This window comes from Cronobacter sp. JZ38 (assembly GCF_008932145.1).
Taxonomy (GTDB): Bacteria; Pseudomonadota; Gammaproteobacteria; order Enterobacterales; family Enterobacteriaceae; genus Cronobacter; species Cronobacter muytjensii.
The window spans coordinates 1437336-1456867 of sequence record NZ_CP017662.1; the positions used below are offsets into that span (position 1 = coordinate 1437336).

The window sequence follows — 19532 nt, forward strand, 5'->3', positions numbered from 1 at the left end:
TGGGTAAGCGTCGCGCGCCCACCGTTTACCTGGGCGCACCCACTATCCCGCCTCACCGCCGCCCGAGCGGCACCACCAGCGGCGTTCCGGCCACCGGATCGTCAATAATCATGCAGCGCAGCCCGTAAATCGCCTCGATAAGCGTTGGCGTCACTATCTCCTTCGGCGCGCCTTCCGCCACGATTTTTCCGTCCCGCAGCGCAATCAGGTGGTTTGCGTAACGGCACGCCTGGTTCAGGTCATGCAGCACTGCGGCAAGCGTATACCCTTGCTCGCGGTTCAGCGCGCTCAGCAGCTCCAGCAACTCTATCTGATGGCTGATATCAAGCCAGGTGGTCGGCTCGTCGAGCAGCAGAATCGATGTCTCCTGCGCCAGCACCATCGCAATCCACGCGCGCTGGCGCTGCCCGCCGGAGAGCGTATCGACGCTCTGGTCGGCAAGCGCGGTTACGCCGGTTGCGGCCATTGCGCGTTGCACCGCGCGCTCGTCCTCTTCGCGCCAGCGGGTAAACAGCGGCTGATGCGGATAGCGACCGCGCGCCACCAGCTCCTGAACGGTGATATCCCCCGGCGCGCTGGCGTTCTGCGACAGCAGGCCGATACGTCTTGCCACCTCTTTGGTGGCGAAACGCTGGATAGCGTCGCCGTCAAGGCGCACCTGCCCGGCGACAGGCTTCATCAGACGGCTCAGCGTACGCAGCAGCGTTGATTTGCCGCAGCCGTTCGGGCCAATAATCGCGGTGAATTTTCCGTCGGGAATGGCCACGTTCAGCCCTTCCGCCACGCGGAAATCGCCATATCCGAGGGTGAGCGCTTCACCGGTTAAGCGCGACGTCGTGGTCATCTCTTGCGTGACTCCTGTATCAACAAGGCGATGAGGTAAATCCCGCCCAGACAGACGGTGACGGTTCCCACCGGCAACTGGTACGGTTTAAACAGATACTGCGCGCAGAGATCGGCGCCCAGCAGCAGCAGCGCGCCGCACAGCGCCGCCTGGGTGAGTCCGAAACGCGCGGTGCCGCTGACGCGGCGGGCGATATGCGGTGCCACCAGCGCGATAAATGAGATCGGCCCGGCCATCGCCGTCGCGCCTGCCGTCAGTATCACGCCGGTCAGCATCAGCAGCAGGCGCGAGCGCTCCACCGACACCCCGAGCGCGCAGGCGCTGTCATCACCCATCTCTAAAAGCCGCATCCGGCGCACCAGCAGCGCGCTCGCGAACAGCGTGAGCAGCAGCAGCGGGGCGGCGGGGACGGTTTTCCCCCAGGTGATGCCATTCAGAGAACCGGCGTTCCACAGGCCCGCCGAGAGCGCCGTTTCAAGCGACGCCTGCAACAAAAGCCAGGTATTAAACGCCACCAGCATCGCGCGCACGCCGATGCCGATAATAATCAGGCGGAAGGTATCAATGCCGTTACGCCAGGCGAGCAGCCAGACGATAAACGCGGTCGCCATGCCGCCCGCGACGGCGGAAAACGCGATGGCCGTCTGATGCTGGCCCGCCAGCACCATCGCCACCAGCACGCCGCTCCAGGCGCCGGTATTGAAGCCCATCACGTCGGGGCTGCCTAAGGGGTTGCGCATCAGCGACTGAAAAATCGCGCCGCTCACGCCGAGCGCCGCGCCCAGCAGCAGCGCCATTGTCACGCGCGGCAGGCGCCATTCGGTCACAATAAGCGAGACGTTGCGCGGCGCATGGCCGGTCAGCGCCCCGACGACCTGCGAAGCGGTAAGCGTCACCGCGCCCTGCGTCAGCGCCCAGACGCCAAGCCCGGCGCACAGGCTCAGCGCGAGCAGACAACACAGCCATAAGCGGGGCGAAACGGGTCTCATAGCGACACCCCGCCGCGCCGCTGGCGCACCAGATAAATCAGCGCCGGCGCGCCGATAAACGCGCTCATCACCGACACCCGCAGTTCGCCCGGCACAATCAGGCGGCCAATAATATCCGCCAGCAGCAGCAGCGAGGGGGTGGCGAGCAGCGTCACCGGTAGCGACCAGCGGTGATCCGCGCCCACCAGCCAGCGCGCCAGATGCGGCATCATCAGACCGATAAAGGCGATGGGTCCGACCACGGCGGTGGCGCTGGCGCACAGCAGCGTAATGGCGATAAGCCCGAGCACCTGCGTGCGCGCCACCCGGCTGCCGAGCGCCGTGGCGGTGTCGCTGCCCATGCTCAGGCTGTTGAGACCGCGGCTTAGCAGCAGCGCGATAATCGCCCCCAGCACAACAACCGGTGCGATGGCCTTCAGGGTGACCAGCGTACGGATATCGAGCGAGCCCGCCTGCCAGAAGCGTAGCTGGTCATAAACGACCGGGTTTAACAGCGCAATGCCGTTTGAGAGCCCTTCCAGCACCGCCGCCAGCGCCACGCCCGCAAGCGTCAGGCGTACCGGGCTTAGCTGGCCGCCGCCTGCGCTGCCGGTAAAGGCCACCACCAGCGTCGCCAGCAGCGCGCCGCACAGCGCCAGCATCAGGATCTCCAGCGGATCGCTCACCCCCCACAACGCCGCGCCGAGAACAATGGCGAAACTGGCGCCGGAATTCACGCCGAGCAGGCCGGGGTCAGCCAGCGGATTGCGGGTCAGGGTTTGCATCAGCGCGCCAGCGAGCCCGAGCGACAGCCCGGCGACCAGGCCCGCGAGGGTGCGCGGCAGACGCGCGTCAAGCACGATGGTGCAGTCCGCGTCGCGGCAGGGGCCGGTGAGCGCGTTCATTACGAGAGAGAAGGGCAGGGATTTGGCGCCCGCCAGAAGACTGAGGGCGACCATCATCAGCAGCAGCAAAAAGAGACACAACAGGACAGCTATCCTGGTGGAAAAGCGCGAGGCCGACATAACGCACATCCTGAAACCGATAATGATAGTTATTATCACTCTTATCTGGCTATGTTAGCATGAGCGCCCCGTTATCCGGTAAGGAAAATTCGCGTTAAGGCCCTGTAATGAACCGACATTCGCTGCTGCTTAATCTCTCGTTATTGAAAACGCATCCTGCTTATCGCGCCGTTTTTCTGGCGCGTTTTATCTCCATTCTCGGTCTCGGCCTGCTCGGCGTGGCGGTGCCGGTACAGATCCAGACGCTCACCGGCTCGACGTTTCAGGTTGGTCTCGCAGTGACGCTCACGGGGGCGGCGATGTTTATCGGACTGATGACCGGCGGCGTGCTGGCCGACCGCCACGAGCGTAAAAAACTCATTCTGCTGGCGCGCTCCACCTGCGGGGTCGGGTTTATCGGGTTGTGGGTAAACGCCATGCTGCCCGCGCCCTCGGTCGCTGCCATCTATCTGCTCGGGGTGTGGGACGGCTTTTTTGGGGCGATCGGCGTGACGGCGTTGCTGGCGGCGACGCCCGCCATCGTCGGACGTGAAAACCTGATGCAGGCGGGGGCCATCACGATGCTCACAGTGCGGCTCGGGTCGGTGATTTCGCCGCTGCTCGGCGGGATGCTGCTCGCCTGGGGCGGGGTGGCGTGGAACTATGCGCTGGCCGCGCTCGGCACATTTCTTACACTGCTGCCGCTGCTTACGCTCCCGGCGCTGCCCGCGCCGCAGATGCAGCGCCAGCACCCGTTGCGCGCGCTGGCGGACGGCCTGCGTTTTCTTATTGCAAGCCCGATTGTCGGCGGCGTCGCGCTTACTGGCGCGCTGTTGACGATGGCGAGCGCGGTGCGCGTGCTTTATCCGTCGCTTGCGAACCACTGGCAGATGGCGAGCGGCGAAATCGGCGTGCTTTACGCTGCTGTACCGCTCGGCGCGGCGCTGGGCGCGCTTACCAGCGGCGGGCTTGCGCATTCGCCGCACCCCGGCCGCACGATGCTTATCGCCTCGGTGCTGGCGCTGGCGGCGGTCGGCGTGTTCAGCCTGATGCCCTGGTGGCCGCTGGCGTTCTTCTGCCTGACGCTGTTCGGCTACCTGAGCGGCATCAGCTCGCTGATCCAGTACCAGCTTATCCAGACCCAGACGCCGGATCACATGCTCGGGCGTATTAACGGGCTGTGGACGGCGCAAAACGTCACGGGCGACGCCATCGGCGCGGCGCTGCTGGGCGGCGCTGGCGCGCTGCTCTCGCCAGTCAGTGCCGCGAGCGCGGGGGGCCTGGGGCTCGCGGTGATTGCTATCGTCCTGACGATGCTCTTCGGCGAGCTGCGACGTCTGCGCCAGACGCCGCAGCAACCAGCGCAGGCATAATAAAAAGGGGCCCGGCGGCCCCTTTTTTACGCTTTAAACAGCATTTCCAGCCTCTTGAGCAGCAGGCTGGCACTGTAATAATCGAGACGGAAGGTTTCGGTGCCAAGCGCGTATACCCGTTTATGTTGCACCGCAGGAAGGTGGGCCAGCAGCGGATCGCGCATCAGCGCGGCGGCGTCTTTTTCATCGCCAGCGAACAGCAGCAGCGTCTCGCCGTTAAGCCCCCCGGCCAGCGTTTCTCCGCCGAGCTGAATAATATCGTGGCGTTTGCCCATGCTGGTCAGGCCATGCGTGGCGGGCGGCGGCGCGAGCGTAAAGCCGAGCTGGCCGAGCAGTTTCCCCTGCGCGGAGTCGGCGGTCCAGAGATTCGCGCCGTGCGCCGCCGGGTTATAAACCAGCGCGCTTACCGGCTGCGGCGGCAGCGCCATGTGCGTTTTCGCCTGCGCGAGCTGCTTATCAAACTGCGCGATGCGCGCGGCCGCCTGTTTCTCGTGACCGGTGATTTCACCGAGCTGGGTCAGGAGTTGCTGCCAGCTTTTGTCGTCGTAATTAATCACCAGCGTCGGCGCGATGGCGGAAAATTGCTCGTACAGCGCCAGCGCGGAATCGCCGCCGGTGGCGCTGACCAGAATGAGATCCGGCATCTGCGCGGCCACGGCTTCGGCGTTCGGCTCGCCGATGTACAGCCTCCCGACGTGACGCGCTTTCGCCACCTCGCCCCACTGGCGCAGGAAACCCTGATCGTCAGCGACGCGGTTGCCCGGCGAGGTGGCGCCACTCGCCACGACCGGCGCGTCAATCGCCAGCAGCGAGCCGGTCAGGGTGACGCTGGTGGAGACGATGCGCTGCGGCGCTTTTGCGAGCGTCTGCACGCCGCGGCTGTCGGTTATCTGGCGCGGCCAGTCTGCCGCCTGTGAAACTGAGGAAATTCCTAAAACCAGCAGGCTGGCGGCGAGCGTGGAGCGCAGGGCGGAAATGAACGTCACGGCAACGTATCCTGTCAGAAGAGTTAATAATGCTTCTCATTTTCACGATTTGCCGACAGGATGCAAGCGGTGACGACGCCGTGAATTTGCCTCTGCGGTTGACATGCCCGCCATTTCGCCTTAGGTTACGCCACCAAATACAAATGATAACAATTATCAGTTCTCTTTTTTGGTACAGGAGGAGCACATGGACACGTCACTGGTCGAGGAGAGCCGCAAGGCAACCGCATCCCTTTCATCTGACAGCTTTTTCTTCATGTCGCCTTATCACAGTTTTACCACCCGCGGCTGTTTCGCGCGGCTGGACACGCCGGCAGCCGATGGCGAAGCGCGCCACGGCGCGTTTCAGACCGCGCTGCGCGACGCCTTTGACCGCGCCCGCCGCAGCGGCATCGCGCGCCCGATAGTGGTTGGCGCTATCCCGTTCGACACGCGCCAGCCCTCCGCGCTGTTTATCCCCGAAAGCCGCAGCGATTTTACGCCCGCAGGTTATACGCTGCCTGAGCGCGCCGCTGCCGCGCCGCGCGTGAAAAGCCGCGAGGCGATACCGGAACAGGACGCCTTTATGGCGATGGTGGCGCGCGCCGCTGCGCTGACCGACACGCCGGCGGTACGCAAAATCGTGCTCTCCCGGCTTATCGATATCACCACCGAAGAGACGCCGGACAGCCTGGCGCTGCTGGCGCGTCTGGTGGCGCAAAACCCGGCGAGCTTTAACTTCCACGTTCCGCTGCCCGATGGCGGCACGCTGCTTGGCGCAAGCCCCGAACTGCTGCTGCGCAAAGATGGCAATACGTTCAGCTCGTTGCCGCTCGCCGGCTCCGCGCGTCGCCACGCTGATGCGGCGCAGGATAAAGCAGCCGGGCAGACGCTGCTGTGCTCCGCCAAAGACCGGCATGAGCATGAACTGGTGACTCAGGCGATGCGCGACGTGCTGGCGCCGCGCAGCCAGCATCTGGCGATGCCGGGCGCGCCGGAGCTCATTACAACGCCGACGCTGTGGCATCTCGCCACGCCGGTCGAGGGCGAGACCCGCTTTGCAGACGATAACGCGCTGTCGCTTGCCTGCCTGCTGCACCCGACGCCCGCATTAAGCGGCTTCCCGCACGAGGCGGCGAAAGCGTATATCGCCGAGCTGGAGCCGTTCGAACGCGAACTCTTCGGCGGCATCGTCGGCTGGTGCGACGCCGAAGGCAATGGCGAGTGGGTAGTGACCATCCGCTGCGCGCGGCTGCGCGGCAATCAGGTACGTCTGTTCGCGGGCGCCGGAATTGTGCCTGCCTCCGATCCGCTCTCTGAGTGGCGCGAAACCGGCACCAAACTTTCCACCATGCTTCACGTTTTAGGTCTTCACTGAGGTTCTGCGCATGACTATCCCTTACACCCGCTGGCCGGATGATTTCGCCGCGCGCTACCGCGCCAAAGGCTACTGGCTCGACCTGCCGCTGACCGATATCGTCAGCCGCCACGCGCAGAGCGCCGCCACCGCGGTTATCGACGGCGAGCGCCGCTTCAGCTACCGCGATCTGGACGCGGCCGCCACGCGGCTTGCGGGCGCGCTGTCGCGTCGCGGTCTGAAAACCGGCGACACCGCGCTGGTGCAGCTTGGCAACGTGGCGGAGTTTTACATCGTCTTCTTCGCGCTGCTGAAAATCGGCGTCGCGCCGGTCAATGCGCTCTTCAGCCACCAGCGCACCGAGCTTGACGCCTACGCACGCCAGATTGCGCCTGCGTTGCTGATTGCCGACCGCGAGCACGCGCTGTTTGCCGATAACGCTTACGCGCAGGCGCTGGCCGCGAAAACCCCATCGCTTCGCATGACGCTGCTGCGCGGTGATACTCTGGAGCCGCTTATCGCAGAGCCGCAGGCCGGTTTCTCACCCGCGCCTTCCGCCGCCGATGAAGTGGCGTTTTTTCAGCTCTCCGGCGGCAGCACCGGCACACCGAAGCTTATCCCGCGCACCCATAACGATTACTACTACAGCATCCGCCGTAGCGCAGAGATCTGTGCCTTCAGCCGTGAAACGCGCTATCTCTGCGCGCTGCCCGCGGCGCATAACTACCCGTTAAGCTCGCCCGGCGCGCTTGGCGTGTTTTTCACCGAAGGCTGCGTGGTGCTGGCGCGCGATCCGAGCGCGACGCTCTGCTTCCCGCTGATTGAACAGCATCAGATCAACGTCACCGCGCTGGTGCCGCCTGCCGTCAGCCTCTGGCTGCAGGCGATTAACGAGTGGGGCGATAACCGCCAGCTGGCCTCGCTGAAGCTGCTGCAGGTCGGCGGCGCGCGGTTGTCCGACACGCTCGCGGCGCGCATTCCGGCGGAGATCGGCTGCCAGCTTCAGCAGGTGTTCGGCATGGCCGAGGGGCTTGTGAACTACACCCGTCTGTCCGATCCGGACGCGCGTATTTTCACAACCCAGGGCCGTCCGATGAGCCCGGACGACGAAGTCTGGGTGGCCGATGAAAACGGCAATCCGCTGCCGCGCGGCCAGGTGGGGCGCCTGATGACGCGTGGCCCGTACACCTTCCGCGGCTACTACAACAGCCCGGAGCACAACGCCAGCGCCTTTGACGCGGACGGTTTTTACAGCTCCGGCGATCTGATAGCGATTGACGAACACGGCTACATCACCGTTCAGGGCCGCGAGAAAGATCAAATCAACCGTGGCGGCGAGAAGATCGCCGCTGAAGAGATCGAAAACCTGCTGCTCGGTCACGAGGCTATCATTCACGCGGGCCTGGTCTCGATGGAAGACAGCCTGATGGGCGAGAAAAGCTGCGCGTATATCGTCACGCAGCGCCCGGTCAAAGCGGTGGAGATCCGTCGTTATCTGCGCGAGCTGGGCGTCGCCGATTTCAAACTGCCGGATCGCGTGGAGTGCGTCGATGAACTGCCGCTCACACCGGTCGGCAAAGTAGATAAAAAACAACTGCGTCTCTGGCTGGCGGCGCGCCAGTCTGCAACTGAGTAAGGAAAGAAAATGGCTATCCCTAAACTGAACGCCTATGCGCTGCCGACCGCGGCGGATCTCCCGCAAAATAAGGTCAACTGGGCCTTTGAGCCGCAGCGCGCGGCGCTGCTGATCCATGATATGCAGGAGTATTTCCTTAATTTCTGGGGCGAGAACTGCCCGATGATCGAGCAGGTGGTGGCGAATATCGCGGCGCTGCGCCAGTTCTGTAAAGCGCAGGGTATCCCGGTGTACTACACCGCGCAGCCGAATAACCAGAGCGACGCCGACCGCGCGCTGTTAAACGACATGTGGGGGCCGGGTCTTAATCATCACCCTGACAAACAAAACGTGGCGGCGGCGCTTGCGCCGGACGCCGACGACACGGTGCTGGTGAAATGGCGCTACAGCGCGTTTCACCGCTCGCCGCTGGAGCAGGCGCTGAAAGAGACGGGGCGCGACCAGCTAATTATTTGCGGCGTTTACGCGCATATTGGCTGCATGATTACCGCAACCGACGCGTTTATGCGTGACATTAAGCCGTTTATGGTGGCCGACGCGCTGGCGGACTTCAGCCGTGAAGAACATCTGATGGCGCTGAATTATGTCGCGGGCCGCGCCGGTCGCGTGGTGATGACCGCCGATCTGCTGCCTGCCGCCGGGCCTGACGTGCCGGGCAGCAAAGCGGCGCTGCGCGCGCTGGTGTTGCCGCTGCTGGATGAATCCGACGAGCCGGAAGATAACGAGAACCTCATCGACTACGGGCTCGATTCCGTGCGCATGATGGCGCTCGCCGCGCGCTGGCGCAAAGCGCATGGCGATATCGACTTTGTTATGCTGGCGAAAAACCCGACCATCGACGCCTGGTGGACGCTGCTTTCACGGGAGCCGCAGGCATGACGCTTGATTTCAGCGGCCAGACAGTCTGGGTGACCGGGGCGGGCAAGGGCATCGGTTACGCCACTGCGCTGGCGTTTGCGCAGGCGGGCGCGACGGTGACCGGCTTCGACCTCGCGTTCCCGCATGCCGACTATCCGTTCTCCTGCGAGACGCTCGACGTGGCGGACGCCGCCGCGGTGGCAAAGGTTTGTCAGCGTCTGCTGCATGACAACACGCGTCTCGATGTGCTGGTGAATGCGGCGGGCATTCTGCGCATGGGCGCCACGGACGCGCTTGCGCTGGACGACTGGCAGCAGACATTCGCGGTTAACGTCGGCGGCGCGTTTAACTTTTTCCAGCAGACGATGGCAACATTCCGCGCGCAGCGGGGCGGGGCGGTGGTGACGGTCGCCTCGGACGCCGCGCACACGCCACGCATCGGAATGTCAGCTTATGGCGCGTCAAAGGCGGCGCTAAAGAGCCTGGCGTTGACCGTGGGGCTTGAGCTGGCGGCCTGCGGCGTGCGCTGTAATCTGGTATCGCCGGGTTCCACCGACACGGACATGCAACGCACCCTGTGGAAAAGCGACGATGCCGAACAGCAACGCATTCGCGGGTTCGCGGAGCAGTTTAAGCTCGGTATTCCGCTTGGGAAAATTGCCCAGCCGCAGGAAGTGGCGAACACGATTTTGTTCCTGGCGTCCGATCTCGCCAGCCATATTACGCTACAGGATATCGTTATTGATGGCGGTTCCACCCTGGGGGCATAGATGATCTGGAAACGTCACATGACGCTTGAAGCGCTTAATGCGACCAGCGTCGGCACGCTGGTGGAGCATCTCGGCATTGTCTATACCCGCATCGGCGACGATTTACTGGAGGCGACCATGCCGGTGGATGCCCGCACCCATCAGCCATTCGGGCTTTTACACGGCGGGGCCTCAGCGGCGCTCGCCGAAACGCTCGGCTCGATGGCGGGTTACCTGACCACGCGCGACGGGCAGTGCGTGGTGGGCACCGAAATCAGCGCGTCGCATCACCGCGCGGTATCGCAAGGTCAGGTGCGCGGCGTCTGCCAGCCGCTGCATCTGGGGCGACAAAGCCAGTGCTGGGAAATTGTCATCTATGACGAACAAGGACGACGCTGCTGCACCAGCCGCCTGAGCACGGCAATTCTGGGATAGCGGTCATTGTCCGGTCTGTCGATGCTGTAGTTGTGGAGTGGGTAAGCGTAAGCGCACCCACCCTACGAAAATAACACCTTCCCCCCAACCTTCAGCGCCGAACGCGGATGCGAGGGGGTTATTGCGGCTGCCCTCTGGCCGCGAGCCAGGATAGTTAAGGGGGCGGCGGCGAGCCCCCTTAACACGTTCGCGTGAGGGAAGGTGACAGAGTCAGCGCGCGCCCTGGCGAACGTAACCGTTCACCGCGCTTACCTGTTCGCCCCTCACGCAAGCCGTCTCCCGGCGGAGAGAGACCGGGGGCTGATGCCGGGCTTGCCGATGGCGGGTGCGGCTTCGCTTACCCGCCCTACGGTTACTTCGGTTAAGTCGATGTTGTAGGGTGGGTAAGCGTAAGCGCACCCACCCTACGAAAATAAAACTTTCATCTTTCCAACCTTCAGCGCCGAACGCGGATGCGTGGGGGTTATTGCGGCTGCCCTCTGGCCGCGAGCCGGGATTGTTAAGGGGGCGGCGGCGAGCCCCCTTAACACGTTCGCGTGAGGGAAGGCGACAGCGTCAGCGCGCGCCCTGGCGAACGTAACCGTTCACCGCGCTTACCTGTTCGCCCCTCACGCACGCCGTTTCCCGGCGGAGAGAGACCGGGGGCTGATGCCGGGCTTGCCGATGGCGGGTGCGGCTTCGCTTATCTGCCCTACGGTTATGCGGGTTTTATAAGGCGGGTGCTCCGCTTAACCGCCACCGCTGCGTTACACCCCGCGCATCATTATCCCGTGATCCCGCTAACAGACTGACGTAAATCCTGACCGCTGGCTTGCGTTTCTCTGCGCCTTGCGTTGTTAAATTCTTTTTAGTGATATAGAAACAAAATGTAACACCTCTGTTTCACTCATCGTTTCACTGAATGGATAACAATTATGACGAACTCAGGGAAATACCTTATCTGGGCGGTGCTCTCCGTGATGGGCGCTTTCGCGCTGGGCTACATCGCCCTTAACCGCGGCGAACAGATCAACGCGTTGTGGATCGTTGTCGCCGCCGTCTGTATTTATCTCATCGCTTACCGGTTTTATGGCCTGTTTATCGCGAAAAAGGTGCTCGCCGTCGACCCGACGCGCATGACGCCGGCGGTGCGCCATAACGACGGGCTCGACTATGTACCTACCGATAAAAAAGTGCTGTTCGGTCACCATTTCGCGGCGATCGCGGGCGCCGGGCCGCTGGTAGGGCCAGTGCTGGCGGCGCAGATGGGATATCTGCCTGGCATGATCTGGATCCTCGCGGGTGTGGTGCTGGCCGGCGCGGTGCAGGATTTTATGGTGCTGTTTGTCTCCACCCGTCGCGACGGACGTTCGCTCGGCGAGCTGGTGAAAGAGGAGATGGGCAATACCGCGGGCGTCATCGCGCTTGTCGCCTGCTTTATGATAATGATCATCATCCTGGCGGTGCTGGCGATGATCGTTGTGAAAGCGCTGACCCACAGCCCGTGGGGCACCTACACCGTCGCCTTTACCATTCCGCTCGCCATTTTTATGGGCATCTATATCCGTTATCTGCGGCCTGGGCGCATCGGCGAGGTCTCGGTGATTGGCCTGGTGATGCTGGTGTTTGCGATTATTTCCGGCGGCTGGGTGGCCGAAAGCGAAACCTGGGCGCCGTGGTTTGACTTCACGGGCGTACAGCTGACCTGGATGCTGGTGGGCTACGGCTTTGTGGCGGCGGTGCTGCCGGTCTGGCTGCTGCTGGCGCCGCGTGACTACCTCTCTACCTTCCTGAAAATCGGCACCATCGTGGGCCTCGCGATTGGCATTCTGATTATGCGCCCGACGCTGACCATGCCCGCGATGACCCGGTTTATCGACAGCACCGGCCCGGTCTGGACCGGCGACCTATTCCCGTTCCTCTTTATCACCATCGCGTGCGGCGCGGTATCGGGCTTCCACGCGCTGATTGCTTCCGGCACCACGCCGAAAATGCTCGCGAATGAAAACCAGGCCTGCTTTATCGGCTACGGCGGGATGCTCATGGAGTCGTTCGTGGCGATCATGGCGCTGGTCTCAGCGTGCGTGATTGACCCCGGCGTTTACTTCGCGATGAACAGCCCGATGGCGGTGCTGGCCCCTGCCGGCACGGCGGATGTGGTCGCTTCCGCCGCGCAGGTGGTGAGTGGTTGGGGCTTCCAGATAACGCCGGAGACGCTTAACCAGATAGCGAACGAAGTGGGCGAGCAGACGATTATCTCGCGCGCGGGCGGCGCGCCGACCCTGGCGGTGGGAATGGCGTATATTCTTCACGGCGCGCTTGGCGGCCTGATGGATGTGTCGTTCTGGTATCACTTCGCTATCCTGTTCGAAGCGCTGTTTATCCTGACGGCGGTTGACGCCGGAACCCGTGCCGCGCGCTTTATGCTTCAGGATTTGCTGGGCGTTATCTCGCCCGGCCTGAAGCGCACCGATTCGCTGCCCGCGAACCTGCTGGCGACGGCGCTGTGCGTACTGGCGTGGGGGTATTTCCTGCATCAGGGCGTGGTGGATCCGCTCGGCGGCATCAATACGCTGTGGCCGCTGTTCGGTATCGCTAACCAGATGCTGGCGGGCATGGCGCTAATGCTCTGCGCGGTGGTGCTGTTTAAGATGAAACGCCAGCGTTATGCGTGGGTGGCGCTGGTGCCGACCGCGTGGTTACTGGTTTGCACATTAACCGCGGGCTGGCAAAAAGCGTTCAGCCCGGATAACAAAGTAGGCTTCCTCGCTATCGCCAATAAATTCCAGGCGATTCTGGACAGCGGCACTATCCCGGCGCAGTACACCGAGGCGCAGCTTAGCCAGCTGGTGTTTAATAACCGTCTCGACGCGGGCCTGACCATTTTCTTTATGGTCGTGGTGGTGGTGCTGGCGCTGTTTTCCATCAAAACCGCGCTGGCGGCGTTGAAGCACGATACACCGACCGCCAGCGAAACGCCGTATGAGCCTATGCCTGCCGGTACGGAGCAGATAGTGACGCAGGCGAAAAACGCGCATTGAGTGAAGGCCATTAACGACGCACTCTGGCCCCCGCTCCCCGCCGGGAGTGGGGCCAATGAATAAGGACGAAAAATGTTCGATACCCTTGCTAAAGCCGGGAAATACCTCGGCCAGGCCGCGAAAATGATGATCGGCGTGCCGGATTACGACAATTACGTTGAACACATGCGCGTCAACCACCCGGACCAGACGCCGATGACTTACGAAGCGTTTTTCCGTGAACGCCAGGACGCTCGTTACGGCGCGAAAGGCGGCGCGAAGTGCTGTTAATCGCCTGTCAGCGGTACGGCAAAAGCTGTTCCGGCTGACAGCCATAGAGCGCCGCCAGCTTTTCGCGGGTGCGCTTTTGCGGACGTGAATCAGGCGATTCGAGTTGTGAAACCGCCGACTGACTGATGCCGAGTTTTTCCGCCACGTCCTGTTGAGAGAGGCCACGCCAGATTCGCCAGGCGGCCTGTAAACTCACGTTCTGCTCAACGCTAATACCCACCACCTCATGCGGCAGCGTGACGTCGTCGTCGCTATCGGATTCATACGGCAATGACGCCAGCGCCTCGTCATCTTCCAGTTGTGCCAGCATTGAGAGGTAAAGTTCATAGGGGATGACCGCATACTCGGGTTTGCCCTGTTTATCATGAATAATTTGTGCATTGAGCATATCGATACCCCCGTTAATTAAGGTAAGTGGTTGTAGTTTTGCGTTTGACTTCCAGAATCAGGCAGATAACCGGAACGCCCGCCACACGCTCGTAAATAACCCGATAATTCCCCACCCGCAGCCGGTAGCGTGGCTTCAGCCCCGCCAGCTTTACGATATCCAGCCTGGCGTCTTCGGCGGCGAGCGCGGAGACCTTTTTACAGAGCATGAGCCTGTCGCCTTCCGGTACAGCGCTCAGTTGCTTGTACGCCCGCTTCGTCCATCTGATGTCCATTCGGTTCCCTCACTTTATCCGTTTCCATGCTATAAGTAAAATATAAGATTATAAGCTTTTATCCGAAAATGATTTGCTTATAGGCAGCACGCTAAACGGGGAAAAGGTGGGAGGAAAGCGGCAGCGAAAGGTTTCTCGTGACGTCTCGCAAAAACGCCTTCCGGGCGGAAGGCGTTGCGTATTCAGGCAGTCTGCGTTTTTGGCTCTTCGAGCCGCTGACGTTTACGCAGCGACGGAAACAGGCGCATCCAGAGCCCGACCACCACCAGCGTGCCGATGCCGCCGATGGCCGCCGCAGGCACGGTGCCGAGCAGCGCCGCCAGCATGCCAGACTCAAATTCGCCGAGCTGATTCGAGGTATTGATAAAAATCGAGTTCACGGCGTTCACACGACCCAGCATCTCGTTGGGGGTGTCGAGCTGCACCAGCGCGCCGCGGATAACCATACTCACCATATCAAACCCGCCTGTCGCGAAGAGCGCGATAAGTGACAGCCAGAGGTTGCTGGAAAGCGCGAACACCAGCGTCGCCACGCCAAACCCCGCCACCGAGAGAAACATAATCATCCCGACGTTTTTCTCAAGCGACCGGCGGCTTAACCAGAACCCGACCAGCAGCGCGCCCACGGCGGGCGCGGCGCGCAGCAGCCCCAGCCCCCACGGCCCGGTGTGCAGAATATCGTGCGCGTAAATCGGCAGCAGCGCGGTGGCCCCGCCCAGCAGCACCGCGAAGAGATCGAGCGAAATCACGCCCAGCACGTCCGGGCGCTCGCGGATAAACTTCACACCCGCAAACAGCGTAGCAAGGCTCGCGGGCTGGCGCGCCGGCGGCGCCTGCTCGTAGCGCAGGCGGCTGACCATCACCACCGAAATCAGGTACAGCACGGCGGTGAGCGCGTACACCACCTGCGCGCCGAAAACATAAAGCAGGCCGCCGAGCGCCGGGCCCATGATCATCGCCGCCTGGCTTGATACGGCGCTTGCTGCCGTCGCGCGGGCCAGCAGCGCGGGCGGCACCAGCGCTGGCAGCATCGACTGCAGCGACGGCGCCTCCATCACTTTGGCGACAGAGATAATAAAGATCAGCCCGAGGATAATTTTCACGTCGGCGAGATGCGCGACGGTCGCGGCGGCCAGCGCGCCGATAGCGAGCCACTCCACCAGTTGTCCGATAAGCACCACCCGGCGGCGGTCGCGCTGGTCGGCGATATGCCCGGCCCAGAGCGCCAGCGTGACCGAAGGAAGAAACTGCACCAGGCCTATCAGCCCTAAGTAAAACGCGCTGTGGGTGAGGGCGTAAATCTGCCAGCCCACCACGATAGACAACATCTGGAAACCGAAGCCGGAGCAGGTGCGCGCCAGCCAGAACGCGACGAACGAGCGGTGCGCCAGCAGAGACGCATCGCCGTCAGAGTGTACAGAAGCCATAAACCATCCCGAATGTAAAAAACGCGGCGTGGAAGTGTTGTTATCGCCGCGTCAGAGAGAGGTAAGCCTACAGCCATTTCGTAAAAAGTGGCATCGCACCCTGTGCGTTTTGCTTAGCGGGCGAAGGTTTCTACCTTTTCAAATGCCGTGCGCAGGGTAGCTGGCGTCAACGTCACCGGCAGATAATGAATGGATTCCACCGGGCGCAGCGTATGGGCGATAACCCGGTCGAGCTCGTCGGCGTTATGAATATCCACGTCCAGTTCAGCAAGCGTGGTGGGCAGGTTAAAGCGCTGGTAAGCGTTCACCAGCTCTCCCAGCACGTCGTCCTGGCCGAGCAGGGCGCTCTGTACCAGGATGCCGTAAGCCACTTTGGTGCCATGCAGAAATTTTTCGGTCTGCGGCAGCACCGTCAGGCCGTTATGCACCGCGTGCGCCGCCGCGACGCGCGTATAACGCTCGCCCAGGCCGCCGACCATACCGCCGCCCGCGATAATGGCGTCGATAACGTCGCGAAAATCCTGCGTCAGCGCGCCGCGCTGCTGGTCGGCCAGCGCCGCTTCGCTCTGCGTAAGCAAAACGTCGCGTATGGCGAGCGCGGCGTTGAGTCCGAGCCGCACGGTGAGCGGCAGCGTCTGCGGCTGCGGGGCCAGCACGACCGCCTCATACCATTTGGCGAGCGTATCGCCGATGCCCGCCAGCAGGTATTCCGCCGGCGCGCGCAGGAGTATTTCCGGCTCCACCAGCACCAGATGGTTGGCGTCGTCGAAGATCTCAAAATGCAGCGCCTGACCAGCGTCGTTATACCAGACGGAGAGCGGCGTCCAGGCCGCGCAGGTGGCGGCGATAGTCGGAATGGCGACCACCGGCAGGCCGAGACGGCGCGCCAGCGCCTTGGCGGTATCAAGCAGCGCGCCGCCGCCCACGCCAATCACCACGGCGCGATCGTCGCCCGCCTGTGCCGCCAGCGTGCTGACGTCGCGCTCGCTGCAATGCCCGCGAAACAGAATGCGCACCGCGCCGGGCGCATCGAAGACCTCCGGCAGGAAAGGCCGCGCGGCGGCGATGGCCCGCTCGCCGTAGACCCACACCGCGCGGGAGAGCTGCGCCGGGGTGTAAAGTTCGCCCAGACGCGCGAGCGCGCCCGGATGGGAGTAGTAATTTGCAGGTCCTGGAACCACGCGGATAGGCGTATCGCTCATGGGTGTTGTCCTTCTTGTGTTTTTTCTCATCCTGCCACAGAAAGCCGTCCGGACGTCTGATTATCGGCGCGGCGACGCATGCAATTTTTTCATGTTGGCCGTCAGCGCAACGGCAACCTGAAAAATATTAATGTTACGTCCAGACATCTGGACGGCTAATAATTTTTTGCTTTATCTTATGCCGATTCATTCATTGCCAGCGAATATATCCGCGTGAATGATTGCGTTTAATGATTATTCATTCCTGTGGAGACGTTCCGCTATGTCCCTGAACCAGCGCCTTGAAATGCGCGCGATATCCCTGGCCTTCAGCGGCTTTCCGGCGCTGACGCAGGTGGATTTCACCCTGCGCGCGGGCTCCGTGCATGCGCTGACCGGCGCGAACGGCGCCGGGAAATCGACGCTGATGGCGGTGCTCTCCGGCGCCTGGGATCACTACCAGGGCCAGATCCTGCTCGACGGCGAGCTTGTCAGCCTTCGCTCGCCGCGTGATGCCAAAGCGCTCGGCATTCATCTGGTGCAGCAGGAGGTGGACGCGGCGCTGGTGCCGGGGCTGAGCATCGCGGAAAACATTATGCTCGACAGACTGCGCGAAGGCGGCCTGCGCTACCGCTGGGGCGAAACCCGCCGCCGCGCCCGCGCGGCGCTGGCGCAGCTCGATGTCGTGATGGACGTCAACCGCCGTATCGACAGCTGCACGCTTGCCGAAAAACAGCATGTGCTGCTGGCGCGGGCGCTCTCTCACCACTGCCGTTATCTGATCCTCGACGAACCCACCGCGCCGCTCGACCAGCACGAGAGCGAGCGTCTGTTCGCGGTTGTGCGACGCCTGCAGGCGCAGGGCATGGGCGTGGTGTTTATCTCGCACCGCATCCATGAGCTGAAAGCCATCTGCGACACCCTGACGGTACTGCGCGATGGCAGGCTCATTGAGAGCGGGCCGATGGCGGCGCTCTCCGGCGAGCAGATCGTAGAGAAAATGCTGGGCCACGCGCTGGAAACGCTCTATCCGCCGCGCCGCCCGACGCCTGGCGACGCGGTGTTACTGGCAGTGGAGGGGCTGCATGATGAGACGCTGCTGCAGGATATTTCGCTGCGGCTTAAGCGCGGCGAAATTCTCGGCATCGCCGGGCTGGCGGGGGCCGGTAAAACCGAGCTCTGCAAGGCGCTGTTTGGCGCGAGCAAAAGCACGCTGCGCCAGGGGGAGCTGGCGGGCCGTCCGTGGCGGCCCACCCATCCTGCCGATTCCGTAGCGCGTGGCGTGGCGCTGGTGCCGGAGGAGCGGCGCAAAGAGGGCATTTTCATCGATGAGCCGATCGCCATGAATCTCGCCGCCAGCGCCGACGGCAGTTTTACCCGCTGGGGGCTGTTTGGACGGCGCGACGCATGGCGCTGGGCGCAGGAGGTGATTCAGCGTCTGGGCATTCGCGCCAGCGGGCCGGGGCAGACGCTTCGAAGGCTCTCCGGCGGCAATCAGCAAAAGGTCGCCATCGGCAAATGGCTGCGCGGCGATAACAACGTGCTGATTTTCGATGAGCCGACCAAAGGCGTGGACGTGAAAGCCAAAACCGATCTGTTCAATCTCATTGACGGACTCGCTCGCGAGGGCAAAGGCATTATTTACGCCTCCGGCGAATTCGCCGAGCTGGTGGGCCTGTGCGACCGTATCTGCGTGCTGTGGGACGGGCGTATCGTCGCGGAGCTGGATGGCCGCGAGGCCAGCGAAGAAACTTTATTACTCTATTCCACCGGAGGAACCCCCGCGTGAGCAAGGCCGCAACCCTGAAGAGCACGCCGTCGGCGCGCCACCAGCTGTTTGAGTTTTTCTATAAATGGGGGATGTTGCTGACCGTCGTGGCGCTGGTCGCGCTGTTTGGCGTCGCGTCGGACAACTTTCTCGATCCGTTCAACATCATCAATATTCTGCGCTCTATCGCTATCGTCACGGTGATAGCCATTGGCGTATCGGTGTCGCTGACTATCGGCGGGTTCGATCTCTCCGTGGGCTCGACGGCGTCGCTCGCCAACGCGCTGGTGATTTCGCTGTTTGTCTGGCACGGCTTCGGTACGACCGGGGCGATTATTGTCACGCTGCTTCTCTGTACACTGGTCGGGCTGTTTAACGCGTTTCTTATCGTGGTGCTGAAAATCCCGGATATGCTCGCCACGCTCGCCAGCCTGTTTGTCATCCAGGGCGTGGCGATGACTTACAGCTACGGCGGCTCTATTACGCAAAACATGGTGCTGCCGAGCGGCGAGATGGCGGAGGGCGTGATCCCTGATGCGTTCAGCCTGCTGGGCCAGGTGCCGGTTATTGTGATTGTGATGCTGGTGGTGACGGTAGTGGCGCAGCTCGCGCTGTCGCTCACCACTCACGGGCGGCGTATGTACGCCATCGGCGGCAACCCGGAGGCGGCGCGCCTCTCCGGTATTCGCATCACGCGTTATAAGGTGGCGGCGTATGTGATTGCCTCGCTGCTGGCGGGCCTCGGCGGCATTCTGCTCGCCTCGCGCATCGGCTCGTCGCAGGTGAATGCGGGCAGCGGCTACCTGATGGACGCCGTCGCGGCGGCCTGGATCGGCTTTTCGCTGGCGGGCTCCGGCAAGCCGAACGCGCTCGGCACGCTGGTAGGGGCAGTTATCCTCGGCGTGCTCTCCAACGGGCTGGTGATGCTCTCGGTACCGTACTACGCGATGGACATTATTAAAGGGCTGGTGCTCGCTGGGGCGCTTGCCATCACCTATATCCAGCGACGTTAATC

The 19532-nt window shown here is 62.7% G+C and carries 18 protein-coding genes; 10 read left to right on the forward strand and 8 right to left on the reverse strand.

All coding sequences use genetic code 11. The features are described from left to right. Positions 1-52 precede the first annotated feature (52 nt). Genes fepC through fepD form a run of 3 tightly spaced genes read right to left on the reverse strand, consistent with a single transcriptional unit; the run spans position 53 to position 2837 of the window. A complete protein-coding gene (gene fepC, locus BJP61_RS06760) occupies positions 53-844 on the reverse strand; it encodes an iron-enterobactin ABC transporter ATP-binding protein (RefSeq protein ID WP_038861334.1) in 792 nt (263 codons plus the stop codon). Continuing rightward, the gene (gene fepG / locus BJP61_RS06765) at positions 841-1833 is read right to left on the reverse strand and encodes an iron-enterobactin ABC transporter permease (protein WP_038861335.1); all 993 of its coding nucleotides are present in this window, start codon (positions 1831-1833) and stop codon (positions 841-843) included. Before fepG ends, fepC begins: the two co-directional genes overlap by 4 nt. After that, positions 1830-2837: a Fe(3+)-siderophore ABC transporter permease gene (gene fepD / locus BJP61_RS06770; RefSeq protein ID WP_038861336.1), complete on the reverse strand. Its 1008-nt coding sequence runs from the start codon at positions 2835-2837 to the stop codon at positions 1830-1832. Before fepD ends, fepG begins: the two co-directional genes overlap by 4 nt. Positions 2838-2944: 107 nt before the next feature. On the opposite strand from fepD, the gene entS reads away from it, so the two are divergent. After that, positions 2945-4189, forward strand: a complete 1245-nt coding sequence (gene entS / locus BJP61_RS06775; protein WP_171998034.1) for an enterobactin transporter EntS — start codon at positions 2945-2947, stop codon at positions 4187-4189. A 26-nt stretch (positions 4190-4215) separates the two neighbouring features. Here entS and fepB read toward each other — a convergent pair whose 3' ends face one another. Then, positions 4216-5157 carry a Fe2+-enterobactin ABC transporter substrate-binding protein gene (gene fepB, locus BJP61_RS06780; protein WP_171999266.1) on the reverse strand — a complete coding sequence of 314 codons (942 nt, stop codon included), beginning with the start codon at positions 5155-5157 and terminating at the stop codon, positions 4216-4218. 205 nt (positions 5158-5362) lie between these two features. Between fepB and entC the strand changes: the two genes are divergently transcribed. From entC to BJP61_RS06815, 7 genes are all read left to right on the forward strand, one after another. Beyond that, entirely contained in the window at positions 5363-6532 is a 1170-nt protein-coding gene (gene entC / locus BJP61_RS06785; protein WP_038861339.1) for an isochorismate synthase EntC, read from the forward strand. 10 nt (positions 6533-6542) lie between these two features. Next, complete coding sequence (locus BJP61_RS06790) at positions 6543-8147, forward strand: (2,3-dihydroxybenzoyl)adenylate synthase (protein WP_075193001.1); 1605 nt, start codon at positions 6543-6545, stop codon at positions 8145-8147. 9 nt (positions 8148-8156) lie between these two features. Next, on the forward strand, positions 8157-9026 hold the full coding sequence (locus BJP61_RS06795; protein ID WP_171998035.1) for an isochorismatase: 870 nt from the start codon (positions 8157-8159) through the stop codon (positions 9024-9026). Further along, on the forward strand, positions 9023-9775 hold the full coding sequence (gene entA / locus BJP61_RS06800) for a 2,3-dihydro-2,3-dihydroxybenzoate dehydrogenase EntA (RefSeq protein ID WP_171998036.1): 753 nt from the start codon (positions 9023-9025) through the stop codon (positions 9773-9775). The genes BJP61_RS06795 and entA overlap by 4 nt, the downstream gene beginning before the upstream one ends. Then, positions 9776-10189 (forward strand): proofreading thioesterase EntH, encoded by a 414-nt coding sequence (entH, locus tag BJP61_RS06805; protein ID WP_038861343.1) that lies wholly within the window; start codon positions 9776-9778, stop codon positions 10187-10189. Positions 10190-11103: 914 nt separating this feature from the next. Beyond that, positions 11104-13209 (forward strand): pyruvate/proton symporter CstA, encoded by a 2106-nt coding sequence (gene cstA, locus BJP61_RS06810; protein ID WP_171998037.1) that lies wholly within the window; start codon positions 11104-11106, stop codon positions 13207-13209. A 72-nt stretch (positions 13210-13281) separates the two neighbouring features. Continuing rightward, positions 13282-13479, forward strand: a complete 198-nt coding sequence (locus tag BJP61_RS06815) for a YbdD/YjiX family protein (RefSeq protein ID WP_038861345.1) — start codon at positions 13282-13284, stop codon at positions 13477-13479. Between the two features lie 7 nt (positions 13480-13486). On the opposite strand, the gene BJP61_RS06820 is transcribed toward BJP61_RS06815, so the two are convergent. The 4 genes from BJP61_RS06820 to BJP61_RS06835 form a co-directional block, all read right to left on the reverse strand. After that, complete coding sequence (locus BJP61_RS06820; RefSeq protein ID WP_038861346.1) at positions 13487-13867, reverse strand: helix-turn-helix transcriptional regulator; 381 nt, start codon at positions 13865-13867, stop codon at positions 13487-13489. Between the two features lie 13 nt (positions 13868-13880). Then, on the reverse strand, positions 13881-14141 hold the full coding sequence (locus tag BJP61_RS06825) for a hypothetical protein (RefSeq protein WP_171998038.1): 261 nt from the start codon (positions 14139-14141) through the stop codon (positions 13881-13883). Positions 14142-14323: 182 nt separating this feature from the next. After that, positions 14324-15568: an MFS transporter gene (locus BJP61_RS06830; protein WP_038861348.1), complete on the reverse strand. Its 1245-nt coding sequence runs from the start codon at positions 15566-15568 to the stop codon at positions 14324-14326. Between the two features lie 113 nt (positions 15569-15681). Next, positions 15682-16770, reverse strand: a complete 1089-nt coding sequence (locus BJP61_RS06835) for an oxidoreductase (protein WP_171998039.1) — start codon at positions 16768-16770, stop codon at positions 15682-15684. Between the two features lie 262 nt (positions 16771-17032). Here BJP61_RS06835 and BJP61_RS06840 point away from each other — a divergent pair, with 262 nt between their 5' ends. Together BJP61_RS06840 and BJP61_RS06845 are read left to right on the forward strand one after the other, a co-directional pair. Next, complete coding sequence (locus BJP61_RS06840) at positions 17033-18538, forward strand: sugar ABC transporter ATP-binding protein (protein WP_171998040.1); 1506 nt, start codon at positions 17033-17035, stop codon at positions 18536-18538. Continuing rightward, positions 18535-19530, forward strand: a complete 996-nt coding sequence (locus BJP61_RS06845; RefSeq protein ID WP_038861351.1) for an ABC transporter permease — start codon at positions 18535-18537, stop codon at positions 19528-19530. Before BJP61_RS06840 ends, BJP61_RS06845 begins: the two co-directional genes overlap by 4 nt. The last annotated feature ends 2 nt before the right edge of the window (positions 19531-19532 follow it).

Bases quoted from the DNA above. Each gene is read 5' to 3' on its own strand.
- fepC (WP_038861334.1), bottom strand. From the start codon at position 844: ATGACCACGACGTCGCGCTTAACCGGTGAAGCGCTCACCCTCGGATAT.
- fepG (WP_038861335.1), bottom strand. From the start codon at position 1,833: ATGAGACCCGTTTCGCCCCGCTTATGGCTGTGTTGTCTGCTCGCGCTG.
- fepD (WP_038861336.1), bottom strand. From the start codon at position 2,837: ATGTCGGCCTCGCGCTTTTCCACCAGGATAGCTGTCCTGTTGTGTCTC.
- entS (WP_171998034.1), top strand. From the start codon at position 2,945: ATGAACCGACATTCGCTGCTGCTTAATCTCTCGTTATTGAAAACGCAT.
- entC (WP_038861339.1), top strand. From the start codon at position 5,363: ATGGACACGTCACTGGTCGAGGAGAGCCGCAAGGCAACCGCATCCCTT.
- BJP61_RS06790 (WP_075193001.1), top strand. From the start codon at position 6,543: ATGACTATCCCTTACACCCGCTGGCCGGATGATTTCGCCGCGCGCTAC.
- BJP61_RS06795 (WP_171998035.1), top strand. From the start codon at position 8,157: ATGGCTATCCCTAAACTGAACGCCTATGCGCTGCCGACCGCGGCGGAT.
- entA (WP_171998036.1), top strand. From the start codon at position 9,023: ATGACGCTTGATTTCAGCGGCCAGACAGTCTGGGTGACCGGGGCGGGC.
- entH (WP_038861343.1), top strand. From the start codon at position 9,776: ATGATCTGGAAACGTCACATGACGCTTGAAGCGCTTAATGCGACCAGC.
- cstA (WP_171998037.1), top strand. From the start codon at position 11,104: ATGACGAACTCAGGGAAATACCTTATCTGGGCGGTGCTCTCCGTGATG.
- BJP61_RS06815 (WP_038861345.1), top strand. From the start codon at position 13,282: ATGTTCGATACCCTTGCTAAAGCCGGGAAATACCTCGGCCAGGCCGCG.
- BJP61_RS06820 (WP_038861346.1), bottom strand. From the start codon at position 13,867: ATGCTCAATGCACAAATTATTCATGATAAACAGGGCAAACCCGAGTAT.
- BJP61_RS06825 (WP_171998038.1), bottom strand. From the start codon at position 14,141: ATGGACATCAGATGGACGAAGCGGGCGTACAAGCAACTGAGCGCTGTA.
- BJP61_RS06830 (WP_038861348.1), bottom strand. From the start codon at position 15,568: ATGGCTTCTGTACACTCTGACGGCGATGCGTCTCTGCTGGCGCACCGC.
- BJP61_RS06835 (WP_171998039.1), bottom strand. From the start codon at position 16,770: ATGAGCGATACGCCTATCCGCGTGGTTCCAGGACCTGCAAATTACTAC.
- BJP61_RS06840 (WP_171998040.1), top strand. From the start codon at position 17,033: ATGTCCCTGAACCAGCGCCTTGAAATGCGCGCGATATCCCTGGCCTTC.